Raw genomic sequence first — 15,277 nt, 5'->3', positions numbered from 1 at the left:
GGAAATCTGAGGATTTCTCGTTTAAAACCATCAGTGGGGCGATTGGAAACAGCGTCAGCGGTCGCGCGGGCGACCTTCGCTCCCCATATCTGTAGAGGCCGCCTTGCCGTGGTAAGGGTGCGGCGCCGTTGAGAGTTGATCAGTCGCAAGGAGTTCGGACACGATGACGCAGCCCCCGGAAACGGCACTGCAGAATTTCGAGCTTTCCCTGGGGGGCCAGCTCCGCATGATGGGCAAGGCATTCTGGAATGCGCCGGTGCGCAATCGCGTCCTGGTGCTGATCTCGGCATTGCTCATCATTATCTTTGCGACGACCTATGCGACATACCGGCTGAACGAGTGGAACGGGCCGTTCTATGACGCGCTGGAACGGCGCGACATGCCGGAATTTCTGAACCAGCTCGTCGTGTTTGGCATTATCGCCTTCTCGCTGACGCTCTTGAACGTCGTCCAGCAGTGGCTGAACCAGATCACCGCGATGCGGATGCGCGAGGGATTGGCGCGCGATCTCGCCGATGTCTGGCTGAAGCCCGGCCGGGCGCTCAAGCTCGGCGGGGCAGGCGCGATCGCCAGCAATCCCGACCAGCGGCTGCACGAGGACACGCGCATCCTGGCGGAAAACACCACGGCGCTGGCGATCGGGCTCGTCAACTCGACGATCCTGCTCGCAAGCTTCATCGGCGTGCTCTGGGCGATCTCGTCGGATTTCGCGTTCCATTTCGGCAGCCGCACCATTTCGATCCCCGGTTACATGGTGTGGACCACGATCCTTTATGCGCTCCTGGGCTCGGTGCTCAGCAACGTCGTTGGCAACCTTTTGCCGCGCCTCAACGCCGAGCGTTATGCGCGCGAAGCGGACCTGCGCGCGGCCCTGGTGCGGGCGAACGAGAATCTGAAACCGATCACGCTCGCGCGCGGCGAGGCAAGCGAGCGCGTCCGGGTGGATTTCGCGATCGAGGGCGTGCTGGGCATGCTGCGCAAGCTCGCCTGGGCGCTCGCCAACCTCACCTGGGTCTCGGCGGGGTTCGGCTGGCTGGCGCTGGTGGCGCCGATCATCATCGCGTCGCCGATGTATTTTTCCGGCGAACTTTCCTTCGGTGGGCTGATGATGGCCGTCGGGGCCTTCAACCAGGTCAATCAGGCGCTCCGCTGGTATGTCGTCAATTTCAGCGTCATCGCCGACTGGCGCGCGACGCTGAACCGCGTCTCCTCCTTTCGCCACGCACTGCTGACCATGGATACGCAGGCTGGGGAGGGCGGGGTGATCGCCTATCGCGAGGCGCATCAGGGGGAGGGCATCAGCGTTTGCGGCGTCACGGTCTACGGCGCGCCCGAGCAGGGCGAGGCCGGACATGGGGTGCGGGTGGTCGAGGGCGATTGTGCCATCAAGCCGGGCGAGCGGGTGATGATCAATGGCGATCCTGGCGCCGACCGACACTTGTTTTTCCAGGCGTTGGCCGGCATCTGGCCCTGGGGGCGTGGCGAGATCGCCCTGCCCCCGGCAGGCCGCATGATCCTGATGCCGCAGGACGGATACCTGCCGACGGCGACGCTGCGCGAGGTGATGACCTATCCGGACGGCCTGAGCGACATCGACGACAAGGCGCTGACCGAGGCCCTGGAGAAGGTCGGGCTCGACCGCCTCGTGCACCGGCTGGACGAGGTGGAACGCTGGGACCGGCTGCTCGACAAGGACGAGGAGGCGTCGCTGTCGATCGCCAACGCGGTGCTGCGCAAGCCGGACTGGCTGATCATGGACGACGTGCTGGAAGGCCTGGAGCCGGAAACCCAGGAGCGGCTGTTGGGCGTGCTCAGCCGTCTCGAAGGCCTGACGCTCATCTATATCGGCCGTTCGGAAGAGTTCCGGAAGAAATTCGCGCCGCGCCTCTTCCACCTGTCGCCGCTTCATGCGCATGCAGAGAAGAAGAAGGAAGAGGCATGACATGGGCAGGCATATGACGTCGACCAAAACCGGGCAATGCGTCGTCTGCGGTCGCACCTTTCCGTTGTCGAGACTGCACAAGGCCGGGTATCTGCGGCCGAACCTCGTCACGATGGTCGCCGAGGAGGTTCCAAGCTGCACCGCCGACAGCTATATCTGCGACGAGGATCTTGGCCGCTATCGCCGCCGTTATGTGGAAAAGCTGCTCGACGAGGAGCGCGGCGAGCTTTCCAATCTCGACAAACGTGTACTCGACAGTTTCGAAAAGGGCGCCTCGACGGTGCAGACGAGCGCCGTCAACCTTCTCGAGCGCAATCCCACCTTCGGCGAGCGGGTGGCCGACAAGGTCGCGTCCTTCGGCGGCTCCTGGACGTTCATCCTGAGCTTCCTCGGAGTGCTCTGCGTTTGGATGGCGGCGAATGTCGTCGGCCTGTTTGCTGTTCCGTTCGATCCCTATCCGTTCATCCTGCTCAACCTGGTGCTCTCCTGCCTTGCGGCGCTGCAGGCGCCGGTCATCATGATGAGCCAGCGGCGGCAGGAGGAAAAGGACCGGCTGCGCTCCGAGAACGACTACATGATCAACCTGCGCGCCGAACTGGAAATCCGCCAGCTGCACGAAAAGATCGACCACCAGATGGCGCATCAATGGGAGCGTCTGGCGGAAATGCAGCAGATCCAGATCGAGCTTCTGGAACGGCGCGGCGGCGGGCGGAGCCCGACCTAGGCCGCGAACTCTTAGATGCCGAATGAGATGGGGTGAATGGCGGCCTGTCCGCTTCTGACGATCGGAAGGACAGGCCGCCGTCCAGCGCTACTATTTCAACGGCAGGAACAGTTCCACGACGACATCATGGACCTGCGCGCCCGGGAAGAGGGAGAAGTGCCGCTGGCAATAGATGGGGAAGTCGCGTGCGTCCTCCCCACTGGCTGGAAGCCAATCCCGATAAAGAAAGAGCGCGGCGGGTTCTAAATTGTGGGTATCATGGAAGACGCGCAGGACCGCACAGCGCCCGCCCGGAATCACGCCTGGTTTCATCTGTGCGTCATCGGGCGCAATCGGCAGGTCAGTCCCGACACAAAGGTCCATGCTATAATCCGCCGGGATCGCAGGCGTCCTCTCAGAACGGAAGACGTTGAAGGTCGGGCTCGTCTCAGGCGATAAGCCGGCCGCCTTGCGCCAGGCAATGAAGCGCTCGATGGTATCGCCGAGTGTTGCCCGGTCGCCCCGATGCTCGATGATCGCCACCGGCGTCGGGGGGACATCGCGGATAGTCACGTCGTCGTGGGTATAGGTAATCTGCATGAGCTTGCTCCTCGCATTGTTCAAAGGCCCGAAGGCCGCAAGCCACGGTGCCCAGTCGGGCGACTTCCGGAATGATGAAGGCGATTGGCCAAGCCTTTGCCGAAAGGCGCGGGCAAAGGCGTCGGGTGCATCGTAACCGGCATCCATCGCTACGTCCGTGACACTTGGAGCGTCCTTCGAAGCCAGCCGGTGCGAAGCATGCTTCAAACGCGCAAGCTGGACATAGCGATGCACGGACACCCCGAAGGTGGACGCGAACTGCCGGTGGAAATGGTATTTCGAGAACGCCGCGACGCCGCTCAACACGTCCAGGCCCAGATCATCGTCCAGGTGCTGGTCGATATGGTCCAGCACCCGCTGCATTCGGGCATGGTAGTTTTCAAGTGGCGCCTTCATAGTCTTCCTCCGTGGCGACACCATCTACGCCCTTTCAAATATGACGCGCTCGACCGATCTTGCGGTTTGGCATGGATCAGCAGGTGCCTGCCAGCAACGGCGGAAGGAGAGGTGGCAAACCCTAACGCGAGTTTGGCGGGATCGCCGGTTTTTGAGCGTTTGCTCCACCCATTCTTAAAGGGCTGTGTGCTAAATGGTTTTTGCCGCTGGTTAAAGCATCTGCGGTTCCCATCTTTCTAGGATTCCCAGATGAAAAAAGCTCTTCTCATTGGCATGCTCGTCCTGGCCGCGCCCACGCTGGCCCAGGCGAAAACACTCAAATTCCCGAGCGACGCTCCGATCGCCAGCATCAAGATCCCCGATAGCTGGAACCCGAAGGAAACCGAGACCGGGGTCGATGCCACGTCCAAGGACAACGCCGTCTATCTCTCCGCCGATGTTGCGGAGCTGAAGTCGATGGACAAGACGGTTTCCGACGCCATCGATTTCCTGAAGGAGGTTGGCGTCACCGTCGATCCCAAGACGCTGAAGGAAACTCCGGTCGAGGAGTTCAACGGCATGCAGATGACCACACTCGATTGGGACGGCAAGGACGAGAACGGTCCGGTGAGCGTCGGGCTCGCACTGATCCAGACATCGCCGACCAAGGGCCTCGTCGTCACCTATTGGGGAACCAAGGGCGACGAGGAAAAGCACCAGAAGGAACTGGTCGACATCCTGTTGTCGATCAAGCCGATCGTAAAGTGATACCGAGCGCGGCGGCGGTTGTTTCCGCCGCCGCTTTCGTCTCGTCGGACTGACTGGGTGAAAAGTCAGCCGATGAAATCGTGGATGATGCGGGCGACCTGTTCCGGCATTTCGAGCTGCAGCATGTGGCCGCTTGGCACCTCCATGGATGCCCAGGACGGATCGGCGCCAACCTTGGCGTAGATGCCGGAAAAGATCTTGGACTGATCGATATTGGCCGAGACGTAGAGCCTTTTCGTGATCTTCCGATAGTCACCCGACAGCTTGATCTTCTGGATCATCGTCGCGAACGCCTGCGGCGAGCGGCTGGTCATGTAATGGCGCAGATGTTCCGGCACCCGGGTCGCGTGACGGGCAGGAGGCGGCACCGCGACGCCGCCGAGTTCGCCGGCCATGGCGAGGTTGGCCATCGCCACTTCCGGACCAAGCAGATCGAGCGCCGACTGCCCGTTTTCCGGCAGGAAAGCGTCGAGATAGGTCAGCGTGCGGATGCGGGCCGCGAAACGATCAGCGACGCCTGTTATCACCATGCCGCCATAGGAATGGCCAACGAGATCGAATTCCTCAAGGCCCTCCGCTTCGACAAGGCCGCAGACGTCGCCGATATGGGTGTCGAGATTGATGGCGCCCGAGAAGAGGTGGGCGCGTTCACCGAGCCCGGTGAGGCTCGGCACGAAGACCTGGTGGCCCATGCCCCGCAGAATATCGGCAACCGGTGTCCAGCTCGCGCTCGAACCCCATGCACCCTGCACCAGAACGATTTTGCGGCTGGCCATTCATCCCCTCCCGTCTGAACGATGCCGGTTGTTTCCCATCCGGCTCCGGTGGAGTCAATGCGACAGGCGAGGGGACAGGTTCGGCGGAATATGGTTGTTCAGCCGTTCTTCCAGGTGAGGCGGAAGACGCGGAGCCAGTTGTCGAAGGCGAATTTTCTCAAGGTTGGCTCGTCGAAACCGGCTTTACGCATGGCAGCGAAGAGATGCGGCAGGCCACTTGCATCCCTGATCTCGCGGGGCACGACTGTGCCGTCGAAGTCCGACCCAAGCGCCACGCGGTCCACGCCAACGCGATCGATCAGATATCCGATGTGGGAGACAACGGTGTCGAGAGGGGTGTTTTCGTCCAGATGTGCGTCGGCACGGATATCGTAGACGGCGAGGTTGAAGCCGATGACTCCGTCTGTATCGCGGATGGCGTCAAGCTGCCGGTCGGTGAGATTGCGGGTGGAGGGGCAGAGTGCATGGGCACAGGCATGCGTGGCGACGAGGGGAGCGGTGCTGAAGGCCGCCACATCCCAGAAGCCCCGTTCGTTCAGATGCGCAAGGTCGATCATGATGCCGAGGGCATTGCAGGCTCTCACCAGTTCCCTGCCAATATCCGTCAGGCCCGGGCCGGTGTCGGGAGACCTCGGATAAGCGAAGGGCACGCCGTAGCCGAATATGTTGGGGCGGCTCCAGACCAGGCCGAGGGAGCGGAGACCCGCCGTATGGAGGATATGGAGATAGTCGAGATCGGGACCCATCGCCTCGGCGCCTTCCATATGAAGAACGACCGCGAAGGCGGATTCCGCCCGGGCGGTCTCGATGCTGCCGACATCGGTCGTGAGGCGCATCCGGCCACTTGAGCGCCGGATCAATAGATCGATGGCGGCAAGCTGGGCGTCAATCAGGCGACGGGCATAACCCTCTTCCAGGGCGTCGGCATAACGAACCTCATAACCCTCATTGGTGACCGTCAGATCGTTTTCCGGCTTGCGCTCCGGATAGGCATGCAGCGCAAACAATCCGCCGACGAGGTGTCCTTCGATCGCGCGGGGAAGATCGAGATGGCCTGTCTCCGACCGGATGAGGAAGTCCCGGCCCCCAGGCTTATAGTCCAGCATGAACTGGACTGCATCGTTATGCCCGTCGAAGACTGCGATTTTTTCCATAAGAATTCGTCCGGTTCCGGGACAGATTGCTGGCGAGTCTTAGGACAGTTTTGTTACCGCCACATGCCGCGCATGCGGACGGTGACGTCGATGCGGACCTGGTGGCGGGCCTGGCGTTCGGCGTCGGTCATCTGGGCGACGACCGGCCAGGCGGCGGTTTCGAAGAATTGCAGAAGCGTCGCCGGGATGAAGCGGGTGCGGGCGGCATAGACGTGGCGATCGCCCTGCGACGCCTGGCCGTGCACGAAGAAACGCTGCGGCGTCATCAGATGCAGGTGGTCTTTCGCCCGCGTCATCGCGACATAAAGAAGACGGCGTTCCTCCTCGACCTCGGCGGTCGAGCCGACGCCGAGGTCGGAGGGGATGCAGCCGTCGACGCAGTTCAGAAGAAAGACCGAGCGCCATTCCTGGCCCTTCGACGAATGGATGGTCGAGAGGATCAGGTAGTCCTCATCGAGCAGGGGCGTGCCGGATTCGGCGCTGGTCGCATCAGGCGGATCGAGGGTCAGTTCGGTAAGGAACCGTTCGCGCGACGTATAACCGGAGGCGATCTGCTCGAGCTGCAAAAGGTCGGCCTTGCGGGTTTCGGCATCTTCGTGGATGCGGGCGAGATGCGGCTCGTACCAGAGGCGTGCGAGACCGATCTCGGACGGCCAACCCTGGCCCTTGCGGACGGCGGCGAGCATGTCGACGAAGGCCGGCCAGTCGGCGCCGGAGCGCGGCGGGGCGGGGATTTCCTGCAGCGCTGCGAGCGGCTCTGGATCGGCGGTGATCGCATCGAGGATCTTTCCGGCTGTCTGCGGGCCGATGCCGGGGATGAGCTGCATCAGCCGGAAACCGGCGACGCGGTCGCGCGGGTTCTGGGCGAAACGCAGCGCCGCCAGCATGTCCTTGACATGGGCGCTGTCGAGGAACTTCAGGCCGCCGAACTTCACGAAGGGGATGTTGCGGCGGGTGAGTTCGACTTCCAGCGGGCCGGAGTGATGCGAGGAGCGGAACAGCACGGCCTGCTGCTTCAGGGTCATGCCGGTTTCGCGGTTTTCGAGGATTTTTTCGACGATGTAATTGGCCTGTTCGGTCTCGTCCTTGACGGCGACGAGGCGGGGGCGCTCCTCCGACTGGCGCTCGGTCCAGAGGTTCTTGGTAAAACGCTCGCGGGCGAGATCGATGACGCCGTTGGCGGCGGCCAGAATCGTATTGGTCGAGCGGTAGTTGCGGTCGAGCGTGACGATATTGGCCGGCGGATCGAACGTGTTCGGGAAATCGAGGATGTTGCGGATCGTCGCCGCCCGGAAGGAATAGATCGACTGCGCATCGTCGCCGACGACGGTGAGGCCGATGCCGCCGGGCTTCATCGCCATCAGGATCGACGATTGCAGCCGGTTGGTGTCCTGGTATTCGTCGACGAGGACGTGGTCGAAACGGCCGCCGACATCCTGCGCGATCGCCGGCTCACTCATCATCTGCGCCCAGTAGAGCAGGAGGTCGTCGTAATCCAGCACGTTCTGGGCCTGCTTGGCCTCGACATAGGAGGCGAACAGTTCGCGGAGCTGCTTTTCCCAGGCCGAGCACCAGGGGAAATAGAGCTTCAGCACTTCGTCCAGAGGCGTTTCCGAATTCACCGCACGGGAATAGATCTGCAGACAGGTGCCTTTGGTCGGAAACCGGTTCTCGGTCTTCGAGAAGCCGAGTTCGTGGCGGACCAGGTTCATCAGGTCAGCGGAATCCTCCCGGTCGTGGATGGTGAAGTCGTGGTCGAGGCCGATCTGTTCGGCGTAGAGGCGGAGCAGCCGGGCGCCGATGCCGTGAAAGGTGCCGGCCCAGGCAAGCGCGTCGGTCATGATGCCGGCATTGGCACCCAGAACCTGCGCGCAGATGCGCTCGACGCGGCGGCTCATTTCGGAAGCCGCGCGGCGGGAAAAGGTCATCAGCAGGATGCGGCGCGGATCGGCGCCCGAGACGATCAGGTGCGCGACGCGGTGGGCGAGCGTGTTGGTCTTGCCGGAACCGGCACCGGCGATGACCAGCAAAGGCCCAGCGGGGCCGCCCTTTGGCACATCCGAGCCGTGCTCCACCGCGCGCCGCTGCGCGTCATTCAGCTTTTCCAGATAAGCAACAGCCATGCCCGTTCCCGATGTGTTCGAATTAGCCATAGCTGATTCGTGCGCCTACGCGGAAATCGGCATTACCGTGCATGCGGCAAGTCACCAACTTGCATGCGTGCCGCAACATTGCGATCATGCCGGCGGCGGTATTTCCGCCCAAGTACAATTGCGTTCCAAGGGCTGGTGCTGCGACCAATTCGCTTCCGGCCCTGTATCTGTTTGTATTTCAAACGTAAATCACGCTTTTGTTATGCGGGCTTTCGAAATAAACTTGACCGCAAATCTCTGCTTTGGTTATGACGGCCTCGTCAAATTCCTGACTCTCTTGCGGAGGCGATCTTGAAAACTTCGTTCACCTTGGCCGCGGGCGTTGCCCTGGCTGTTTCTGTTCTCGCCCTTTCCTCGCCGGCTTCGGCGCAGGTCAAGGATAGCCTGACCATCTACAATGCCCAGCACGAGGGGCTGACCAAGGAATGGGCGCAGGCCTTCACGGAAGAGACCGGCATCGTGGTCACCATCCGCCAGGGCAGCGACCTCGAAATCGCCAACCAGATCGTTCAGGAAGGCGCCAATTCGCCGGCCGACGTGTTCCTCACCGAAAACTCGCCGGCCATGGCGCTGGTGGACGGCAAGGGCCTCTTCGCGCCGATCGACAAGGCGACGCTCGACCAGGTTCTGCCGGGCTTCCATCCGGCCAACGGCAACTGGGTCGGCATCGCTGCCCGCTCGACGGTTTTTGCCTATGACAAGACCAAGCTGACCGAAGACAAGCTGCCGAAGTCGATGCTCGACCTTGCCAAGCCGGAATGGAAGGGCCGCTGGACGGCTTCTCCGTCGGGCGCCGACTTCCAGGCGATCGTCGGCGCGCTGCTGCAGCTCAAGGGCGAGGAAGCGACCGCCGCCTGGCTGAAGGGCATGAAGGAAAACGCGACCCCCATCCGCGGCAATTCGACGGCGATGAAGGCGGTCAATGCCGGCCAGTTCGAAGGCGCGCTGATCTATCACTACTACTATTTCGGCGACGTGGCGAAGACCGGCGAAAACACCAAGAACGTCGGCATGCATTATTTCAAGAACCAGGATCCGGGCGCCTTCGTGTCGATCTCGGGCGGCGGCATCCTCGCCTCCTCCAAGCACAAGGAACAGGCCCAGGCCTTCCTGAAGTGGGTTACCGGCAAGGGCGGCCAGAAGGTTCTGCGCGACGGCACCTCCTTTGAATACGCCGTCGGCAAGGGCGAGGCTTCCAACAAGATGCTGACCCCGATCGCCGACTTGGCAGCCCCGAAGGTCGAGCCCTCGACCCTCAACAACGCCAAGGTCACCGACATGATGACCGCCGCCGGCCTGCTCTAAAAGCGGTCGATAACAGTTGCATGGAGACATCGCAGGGCGTACCTGCGATGTCTCGTATTTTCGGACCGTCAATGACTTCCACCACAGATACCCGGATCTCCATCGCGCCGCGACACCGCCTGCCGGCGGCATCGTTCTGGACATTGACGATCGCGGTCGTGGTGGCTTTGCTGGCGCTCCTGCCGCTCGGCTTCGTGTTGTGGGCGGCGATGGTGACCGGCTGGGAGATGGCCTCGCAGCTGATCTTCCGCTCGCGGGTCGGCGAGCTGCTGGCCAATACCGTCCTGCTCGTCATCTTCACCATTCCGATCTGCGCCGTGCTCGGCGTTTCGCTCGCCTGGCTGACGGAACGCAGCGACCTGCCGGGCGCGCGTTTCTGGTCGTGGCTCTGCGTCACGCCGCTTGCCGTGCCCGCCTTCGTGCATTCCTATGCCTGGATCGGGCTGTGGCCCGGTTTCAACGGGCTTCCCGCCGGCGTGGCGATTTCGGTCGTCGCCTATTTTCCGTTTCTCTACCTTCCGCTTTCTGCCGCCTTCCGGCTGCTCGACCCGGCGCTTGAGGACCAGGCGGCATCGCTCGGGCTGGCGCCTTTCGCCGTTTTCCGGCGTGTTGTGCTGCCGCAGCTGCGGCTTGCCCTTTGCGGCGGGGCGCTGCTGGTCGGCCTGCATCTGCTGGCCGAATACGGGCTGTTTGCGATGATCCGATTCGACACGTTCACGACGGCGATCATCGACCAGTTCCAGTCAACCTATAACGGCGTCGCAGCCTACATGCTGGCGCTGGTGCTGGTGCTCTGCTGTTTCGTGCTGCTCGGTCTCGAAGCCTCGTTGCGCGGCCGCAGCCGGTATGCGCGGCTCGGGTCCGGCGTCGCTCGGCGGCCGAAGGTCGCAAGGCTCGGCAAGTGGAAATACGCTGCCTTGCTCGTGCCTGCGGTCACCGCCGCGTTTGCGCTCGGCATTCCGGTGCTGACGCTCGGTCGCTGGCTGATCGCCGGCGGTGCAGGTGTGTGGCGGATCGACGAGGTTGGGCTGGCGCTGTGGCAGACGCTCGCCATCTGCATGATAGGCGGGATCGCCACGACCGCCGCCGCCGTCCCGATCGCCTGGCTTTCCGTGCGCCGGCCGACCCGTGCCAGCCGGTTCCTCGAAGGCTGCTATTATCTCGCGAGTTCGATGCCAGGCGTCGTCGTGGCGCTGGCGCTCGTCACCATTACCGTGCGGACCATGCTGCCGCTCTACCAGAGCGTTGCCACCATCGTGCTTGCCTATGTGGTGATGTTTCTGCCGCGCGCGCTGGTGAGCTTGCGCGCCAGCATTGCGCAGGTGCCGGTCGAGATCGAACAGGCGGCGGCGAGCCTCGGGCGCTCTCCGGGTAACGCGCTGCTTGCGACGACGATCCGGCTTGCGGCACCGGGGGCAGCGGCGGGCGTCGCGCTCTCCTCGCTTGGCATCATGAACGAACTGACCGCCACCCAGATGCTGGCGCCGAACGGCACGCGCACGCTCGCCATGGCCTTCTGGGCGCTGACCGGCGAGATCGACTATGCCGGTGCGGCTCCCTATGCTGTGCTGATGGTCGCCTTCTCGCTGCCGCTCACCTTTCTTCTCCATCACCAATCGAAAAAGATCGCCGGGCGATGACGCTGCTTACCCTGACCTCCCTGCGCAAACAGTATGGTTCCGTCGCAGCCCTAGACGGCATCGATCTTTCGGTGACAGCCGGCAGCCGCACGGCAATCGTCGGGCCATCCGGCTGCGGCAAGACCACGCTTCTGCGCCTGGTTGCCGGTTTCGATGCGCCGGACGGAGGCCGCATCGTGTTCGATGGCCGGACGCTTGCCGACAGCTCGTCCCAGGTGCCGGCGCACAAGCGCGGCATCGGCATCGTGGCCCAGGACGGCTGCCTGTTCCCGCATCTGACGATCCGCCAGAATATAGGTTTCGGGCTCGAGGCGGAGGCCTCGGTCAAGAATGCCCGCATCGCGGAGCTGATGGACATGGTGGGGCTCGATCCGGCCATGCTTGCCCGCAAGCCGGACCAGCTCTCAGGCGGCCAGCAGCAGCGCGTAGCGCTTGCGAGGGCCTTGGCCCGCAAGCCGCGGCTGATGCTGCTCGACGAGCCCTTCTCGGCCCTGGATACGGGTTTGAGGGCCGCGACCCGTAAGGCGGTGACCGACGTACTGACCGCGGCCGGCATCACCACGCTTCTGGTGACCCACGACCAGGGCGAGGCGCTCGCCTTCGCCGACCAGGTGGCGGTGATGCGGGCCGGCCGGTTCGCGCAGGTGGGGAGTCCTCGCGAGGTTTATTCGCGGCCGGTCGACGCGGCGACGGCGGCGTTTCTCGGCGAGGCGATCGTGCTGCCGGCCGACATCGCCGACGGACAGGCAAAAAGCCCATTGGGCGTGCTGCCGGTCGACGACGTCGCCTATCGCGGCAAGGGTGAGATCATGCTGCGGCCCGAACAGGTTACCGTCATGCAGGATAATGGCTCGGACAGCAGCAAGGGCGCCTCGGGGACGATCACCGACATCAATTTCTGCGGTCCGACCTCGGACGTGCGAATCAGGCTTGGCAGCGACCCGCAAGGCTTCTCCTTCCGGCTCGACATTCCGAGCCGCGAGGCGCTTGCCGCCGGGGATCGGGTGACGATTGGTGTGGCGGGAGCCGCCCACCTCTTCCGGTAGTTTGGAACCCTGGAACATTTCTTCGCGTTATCGGACCATCAACGTGAAGGAACAATTCCATGCTGAAATGGGCTCTCATCTTCCTCGTCATCTCGCTGATCTCCGGCTTCCTCGGCTTTTCCGGTATTTCCGCCGCGACGGCAGGGATCGCGAAAATCCTGTTCTTCATCTTCCTTGTCGTTTTCCTGATTTTCGTCGTGCTCGCCTTTGCGGCCGGCAATGCGATTCTCTGATTCTCCTGACGTCCCGCGGGTGAAGCGCGAGGAACCGTGCCGTTGAAACAAAAAAGCCCCGCCGAAGGTCGGGCGGGGCAAATTGGGGAAAATCCGCATCAATGACGCGGTGGGTCGCATTTGGCATATTCCATGTCGTGCTGCGAGGCGGGTTGGGGCCGATTCGGTACGCTCGAGCGAAAAAAAGAGACCGGTCTCGATACGGCGAGGACTGCTCTGCGCAGATGCGAAGGTCAGGGGCGCGACGGATGTTTCTGGGCGAACACGAGCAGCTTCCAGACTACCGGGCCAAGGACGGTATGCTCGTGATGGATTTGCGGGATGGCGGCGGCCTTGTGGACGACGATCTCGTCGCCGCAGGTCCGGCACCGGTAGATTCCGGCATTCGGCACCTTCTGTCCCGGCATCCAGTCCTTGTCGAAGGCCGGTGCGCCGGCTTGGACGAGATGCTCCAAATTCTTGAACTGCGCCATGCTACACCCTCCTTGATCTCGTAACACCATAACAGGCGCAGGTGACCAAATCGCCAGCAAGGCTGGTGAAGAGTTTAGGGCGAAGATGTGCCGTTTCGGAACGAATTCGTTAAGAGAGGGGTCAGAAACGAAGAAATCCGCCGAAGCGGATTTCTCAACGTTTTGAACTGGATGGTGGGCGTGACAGGGATTGAACCTGTGACCCCTACGATGTCAACGTAGTGCTCTCCCGCTGAGCTACACGCCCATCCGTGGCGGCGCATAGACCATAGACTGGTCGGGCCGTCAACAGGTTTTTGCCATGAAATGCGAAGGTTTTTTGAAGGCCTTGCAGATCAGGGCTTTTGCGGCCGGATTTCCGGTTTCAGGCCGCCAGAAGCTTGTTCACTTCGTCCACCAGATCGCGCAGGTGGAAGGGCTTCGACAGCACCTTGGCATCCTTTGGGGCCTTGGAATCGGAGTTCAGCGCGACGGCCGCGAAACCGGTGATGAACATCACCTTCAGGTCAGGATCGAGTTCCGTCGCCCGGCGGGCGAGTTCGATCCCGTCCATTTCCGGCATGACGATGTCGGTCAGGAGCAGCGAGAAGGGTTCTTCGCGCAGGCGATCGTAAGCGCTCGCGCCGTTGTCGAAGGACGCGACCTTGTAGCCCGCCTTTTCAAGCGCCTTCACCAGGAAACGACGCATGTCGTTATCGTCTTCGGCGAGAAGGATTTTCTGAATCATCTCCAGGACCGTTATCCAATGCAAATTTTTAGAGTTGTCGGTATCTCTTACACTGCCTACGCGCGGTAAACATCCGTTTAATGAGGGTGTAAGAGGATTTGGTAGGGTATAGATAGTATGGACTTCGGCTCGGGCAACTGGCAACATGAGTTCCTGAACAAGTTCGTGACATGGTAAAGGCAGGATGGATTGCAACGCAGGTGATTTTGAACATTTCGAAGTGAGGGAGCCCGCCACGCAGACTGTCCCCTTCGTCTTCAATTCGCCTCACAGCGGCAGCTTCTATCCGCCTGAATTTCTCGCCGAGAGCGGCCTCGATTCGCTCGCCATCCGCCGCTCCGCGGACCATTATGTCGACGAGCTTTTCGCCGACGCGCCGGAACTCGGTGCGCCGCTGCTTCTCGCCCATTTCCCGCGCGCCTATCTCGACGTCAACCGGGAGCCCTACGAGCTCGATCCGCGGATGTTCGACGGGCCTTTGCCGCCTTTCGTCAATATCGGCTCGATGCGGGTCGCAGGCGGGCTGGGCACGATTCCGCGGATCGTCGCCGAAAACATGGAAATCTACCGCCGCCGGCTGCCGGTCGACGAGGCGATGTCCCGCATCGAAACGATCTACAAGCCTTACCACGCCTGCCTTCGCAAATTGATCGCCCGCACCCACGCCCGCTTCGGGCTTGCCATCCTGATCGACTGCCATTCGATGCCGGGCAATATCCGGCTCTCCGGTTCGGATGTGCGTCCCGACTTCATTATCGGCGACCGCTATGGCACCAGCGCCTCGGCCGAGCTCTCTCGGGCGGCGATGCAATTCCTCGACGGTATGGGTTTTTCGGCGGTGCGCAACAAGCCCTATGCCGGCGGCTTCATTACCGAACATTACGGACGGCCGGTGCGCGGCCTGCACGCGCTGCAGATCGAGATCAACCGCGCGCTCTACGTGGACGAGATGACGCTTGCCAGGCGGCCGGAATTCCCAGTGATCGCAGCCGCGCTTTCGACCTTCATGCGGCAGATGGCGGACTTCGTCGTCGACTTCGCAGGCGGCGACAGCGCGCTCGCAGCCGAATAGCTTCCCTCAAAGTTTTTCCACAGGTTTGGTCTACCGCCGGCGGGGTGACTGGCTCGCCAGCTGGATTGCGGGCAAAAAAAACCGCGCTTGTGGGCGCGGCTAAGTCTAGGGAGGAAACACCCAAGGAGGGTATTTACAGTCAAAGACTGTGCAATGAACCTACGAATGCACTGCACAAATGTCAAGCAACTTTTTTGACTGATTAAATTTGCGCCATTTTTGGGCGGTTTGGTGAGTTTTTCGGCGCCGGTCGATCGTTTTTTGATTTTCTGCCCAGGATTACGCGAATCCGGTTTTCAGTTTCAGGCGA

14 protein-coding genes and 1 tRNA gene are annotated in these 15,277 nt (G+C 62.1%); 8 read left to right on the top strand and 7 right to left on the bottom strand.

Annotated elements, in window-relative coordinates; all coding sequences use genetic code 11:
* Window positions 1–163 precede the first annotated feature (163 nt).
* Both RG540_RS15345 and RG540_RS15340 read left to right on the top strand, forming a co-directional pair.
* Entirely contained in the window at window positions 164–1,942 is a 1,779-nt protein-coding gene (locus tag RG540_RS15345; protein WP_038589544.1) for an ABC transporter ATP-binding protein/permease, read from the top strand.
* 13 nt (window positions 1,943–1,955) lie between these two features.
* Window positions 1,956–2,666 (top strand): DUF1003 domain-containing protein, encoded by a 711-nt coding sequence (locus RG540_RS15340; protein ID WP_038593925.1) that lies wholly within the window; start codon window positions 1,956–1,958, stop codon window positions 2,664–2,666.
* Between the two features lie 90 nt (window positions 2,667–2,756).
* Here RG540_RS15340 and RG540_RS15335 read toward each other — a convergent pair whose 3' ends face one another.
* Complete coding sequence (locus RG540_RS15335; RefSeq protein ID WP_038589542.1) at window positions 2,757–3,641, bottom strand: AraC family transcriptional regulator; 885 nt, start codon at window positions 3,639–3,641, stop codon at window positions 2,757–2,759.
* 249 nt (window positions 3,642–3,890) lie between these two features.
* On the opposite strand from RG540_RS15335, the gene RG540_RS15330 reads away from it, so the two are divergent.
* Entirely contained in the window at window positions 3,891–4,388 is a 498-nt protein-coding gene (locus RG540_RS15330; protein WP_038589540.1) for a hypothetical protein, read from the top strand.
* A 65-nt stretch (window positions 4,389–4,453) separates the two neighbouring features.
* Here RG540_RS15330 and RG540_RS15325 read toward each other — a convergent pair whose 3' ends face one another.
* The 3 genes from RG540_RS15325 to RG540_RS15315 all read right to left on the bottom strand — a co-directional run bounded on the left by RG540_RS15325 (window position 4,454) and on the right by RG540_RS15315 (window position 8,441).
* On the bottom strand, window positions 4,454–5,164 hold the full coding sequence (locus RG540_RS15325; protein WP_038589538.1) for an alpha/beta fold hydrolase: 711 nt from the start codon (window positions 5,162–5,164) through the stop codon (window positions 4,454–4,456).
* A gap of 98 nt (window positions 5,165–5,262) precedes the next feature.
* Entirely contained in the window at window positions 5,263–6,318 is a 1,056-nt protein-coding gene (locus RG540_RS15320; protein WP_038589535.1) for a dipeptidase, read from the bottom strand.
* Window positions 6,319–6,371: 53 nt separating this feature from the next.
* On the bottom strand, window positions 6,372–8,441 hold the full coding sequence (locus tag RG540_RS15315) for an ATP-dependent helicase (protein WP_038589534.1): 2,070 nt from the start codon (window positions 8,439–8,441) through the stop codon (window positions 6,372–6,374).
* Between the two features lie 321 nt (window positions 8,442–8,762).
* On the opposite strand from RG540_RS15315, the gene RG540_RS15310 reads away from it, so the two are divergent.
* The 4 genes from RG540_RS15310 to RG540_RS31415 all read left to right on the top strand — a co-directional run bounded on the left by RG540_RS15310 (window position 8,763) and on the right by RG540_RS31415 (window position 12,695).
* Window positions 8,763–9,776 carry an iron ABC transporter substrate-binding protein gene (locus RG540_RS15310; protein WP_038589532.1) on the top strand — a complete coding sequence of 338 codons (1,014 nt, stop codon included), beginning with the start codon at window positions 8,763–8,765 and terminating at the stop codon, window positions 9,774–9,776.
* Between the two features lie 71 nt (window positions 9,777–9,847).
* Window positions 9,848–11,416, top strand: coding sequence for an ABC transporter permease (locus tag RG540_RS15305; protein WP_038589529.1), 1,569 nt, complete (start codon window positions 9,848–9,850; stop codon window positions 11,414–11,416).
* Window positions 11,413–12,462, top strand: coding sequence for an ABC transporter ATP-binding protein (locus tag RG540_RS15300; protein WP_038589527.1), 1,050 nt, complete (start codon window positions 11,413–11,415; stop codon window positions 12,460–12,462). Before RG540_RS15305 ends, RG540_RS15300 begins: the two co-directional genes overlap by 4 nt.
* A 59-nt stretch (window positions 12,463–12,521) precedes the next feature.
* A complete protein-coding gene (locus RG540_RS31415) occupies window positions 12,522–12,695 on the top strand; it encodes a DUF1328 domain-containing protein (RefSeq protein WP_038545141.1) in 174 nt (57 codons plus the stop codon).
* A 233-nt stretch (window positions 12,696–12,928) separates the two neighbouring features.
* On the opposite strand, the gene RG540_RS15290 is transcribed toward RG540_RS31415, so the two are convergent.
* The 3 genes from RG540_RS15290 to cpdR1 all read right to left on the bottom strand — a co-directional run bounded on the left by RG540_RS15290 (window position 12,929) and on the right by cpdR1 (window position 13,895).
* Window positions 12,929–13,168, bottom strand: a complete 240-nt coding sequence (locus tag RG540_RS15290) for a hypothetical protein (RefSeq protein WP_038589525.1) — start codon at window positions 13,166–13,168, stop codon at window positions 12,929–12,931.
* 172 nt (window positions 13,169–13,340) lie between these two features.
* Window positions 13,341–13,415, bottom strand: a tRNA-Val gene (locus RG540_RS15285).
* A 117-nt stretch (window positions 13,416–13,532) separates the two neighbouring features.
* A complete protein-coding gene (gene cpdR1, locus RG540_RS15280; protein WP_037077221.1) occupies window positions 13,533–13,895 on the bottom strand; it encodes a response regulator CpdR1 in 363 nt (120 codons plus the stop codon).
* A gap of 184 nt (window positions 13,896–14,079) precedes the next feature.
* On the opposite strand from cpdR1, the gene RG540_RS15275 reads away from it, so the two are divergent.
* Window positions 14,080–14,967, top strand: coding sequence for an N-formylglutamate amidohydrolase (locus RG540_RS15275; RefSeq protein ID WP_038589522.1), 888 nt, complete (start codon window positions 14,080–14,082; stop codon window positions 14,965–14,967).
* Window positions 14,968–15,277 lie beyond the last annotated feature (310 nt).

Source organism: Neorhizobium galegae bv. orientalis str. HAMBI 540, assembly GCF_000731315.1.
GTDB classification, from domain to species: domain Bacteria; phylum Pseudomonadota; class Alphaproteobacteria; order Rhizobiales; family Rhizobiaceae; genus Neorhizobium; species Neorhizobium galegae.
The sequence above is the reverse complement of the archived record's forward strand: the minus strand, read 5'-3'. Positions and strand labels throughout refer to the sequence as shown.

Excerpts from the sequence above, each read along its gene's own strand:
- RG540_RS15345 (WP_038589544.1), top strand. The coding sequence starts at position 164 with ATGACGCAGCCCCCGGAAACGGCACTGCAGAATTTCGAGCTTTCCCTG.
- RG540_RS15340 (WP_038593925.1), top strand. The coding sequence starts at position 1,956 with ATGACGTCGACCAAAACCGGGCAATGCGTCGTCTGCGGTCGCACCTTT.
- RG540_RS15335 (WP_038589542.1), bottom strand. The coding sequence starts at position 3,641 with ATGAAGGCGCCACTTGAAAACTACCATGCCCGAATGCAGCGGGTGCTG.
- RG540_RS15330 (WP_038589540.1), top strand. The coding sequence starts at position 3,891 with ATGAAAAAAGCTCTTCTCATTGGCATGCTCGTCCTGGCCGCGCCCACG.
- RG540_RS15325 (WP_038589538.1), bottom strand. The coding sequence starts at position 5,164 with ATGGCCAGCCGCAAAATCGTTCTGGTGCAGGGTGCATGGGGTTCGAGC.
- RG540_RS15320 (WP_038589535.1), bottom strand. The coding sequence starts at position 6,318 with ATGGAAAAAATCGCAGTCTTCGACGGGCATAACGATGCAGTCCAGTTC.
- RG540_RS15315 (WP_038589534.1), bottom strand. The coding sequence starts at position 8,441 with ATGGCTGTTGCTTATCTGGAAAAGCTGAATGACGCGCAGCGGCGCGCG.
- RG540_RS15305 (WP_038589529.1), top strand. The coding sequence starts at position 9,848 with ATGACTTCCACCACAGATACCCGGATCTCCATCGCGCCGCGACACCGC.
- RG540_RS15300 (WP_038589527.1), top strand. The coding sequence starts at position 11,413 with ATGACGCTGCTTACCCTGACCTCCCTGCGCAAACAGTATGGTTCCGTC.
- RG540_RS31415 (WP_038545141.1), top strand. The coding sequence starts at position 12,522 with ATGCTGAAATGGGCTCTCATCTTCCTCGTCATCTCGCTGATCTCCGGC.
- RG540_RS15290 (WP_038589525.1), bottom strand. The coding sequence starts at position 13,168 with ATGGCGCAGTTCAAGAATTTGGAGCATCTCGTCCAAGCCGGCGCACCG.
- cpdR1 (WP_037077221.1), bottom strand. The coding sequence starts at position 13,895 with ATGATTCAGAAAATCCTTCTCGCCGAAGACGATAACGACATGCGTCGT.
- RG540_RS15275 (WP_038589522.1), top strand. The coding sequence starts at position 14,080 with ATGGATTGCAACGCAGGTGATTTTGAACATTTCGAAGTGAGGGAGCCC.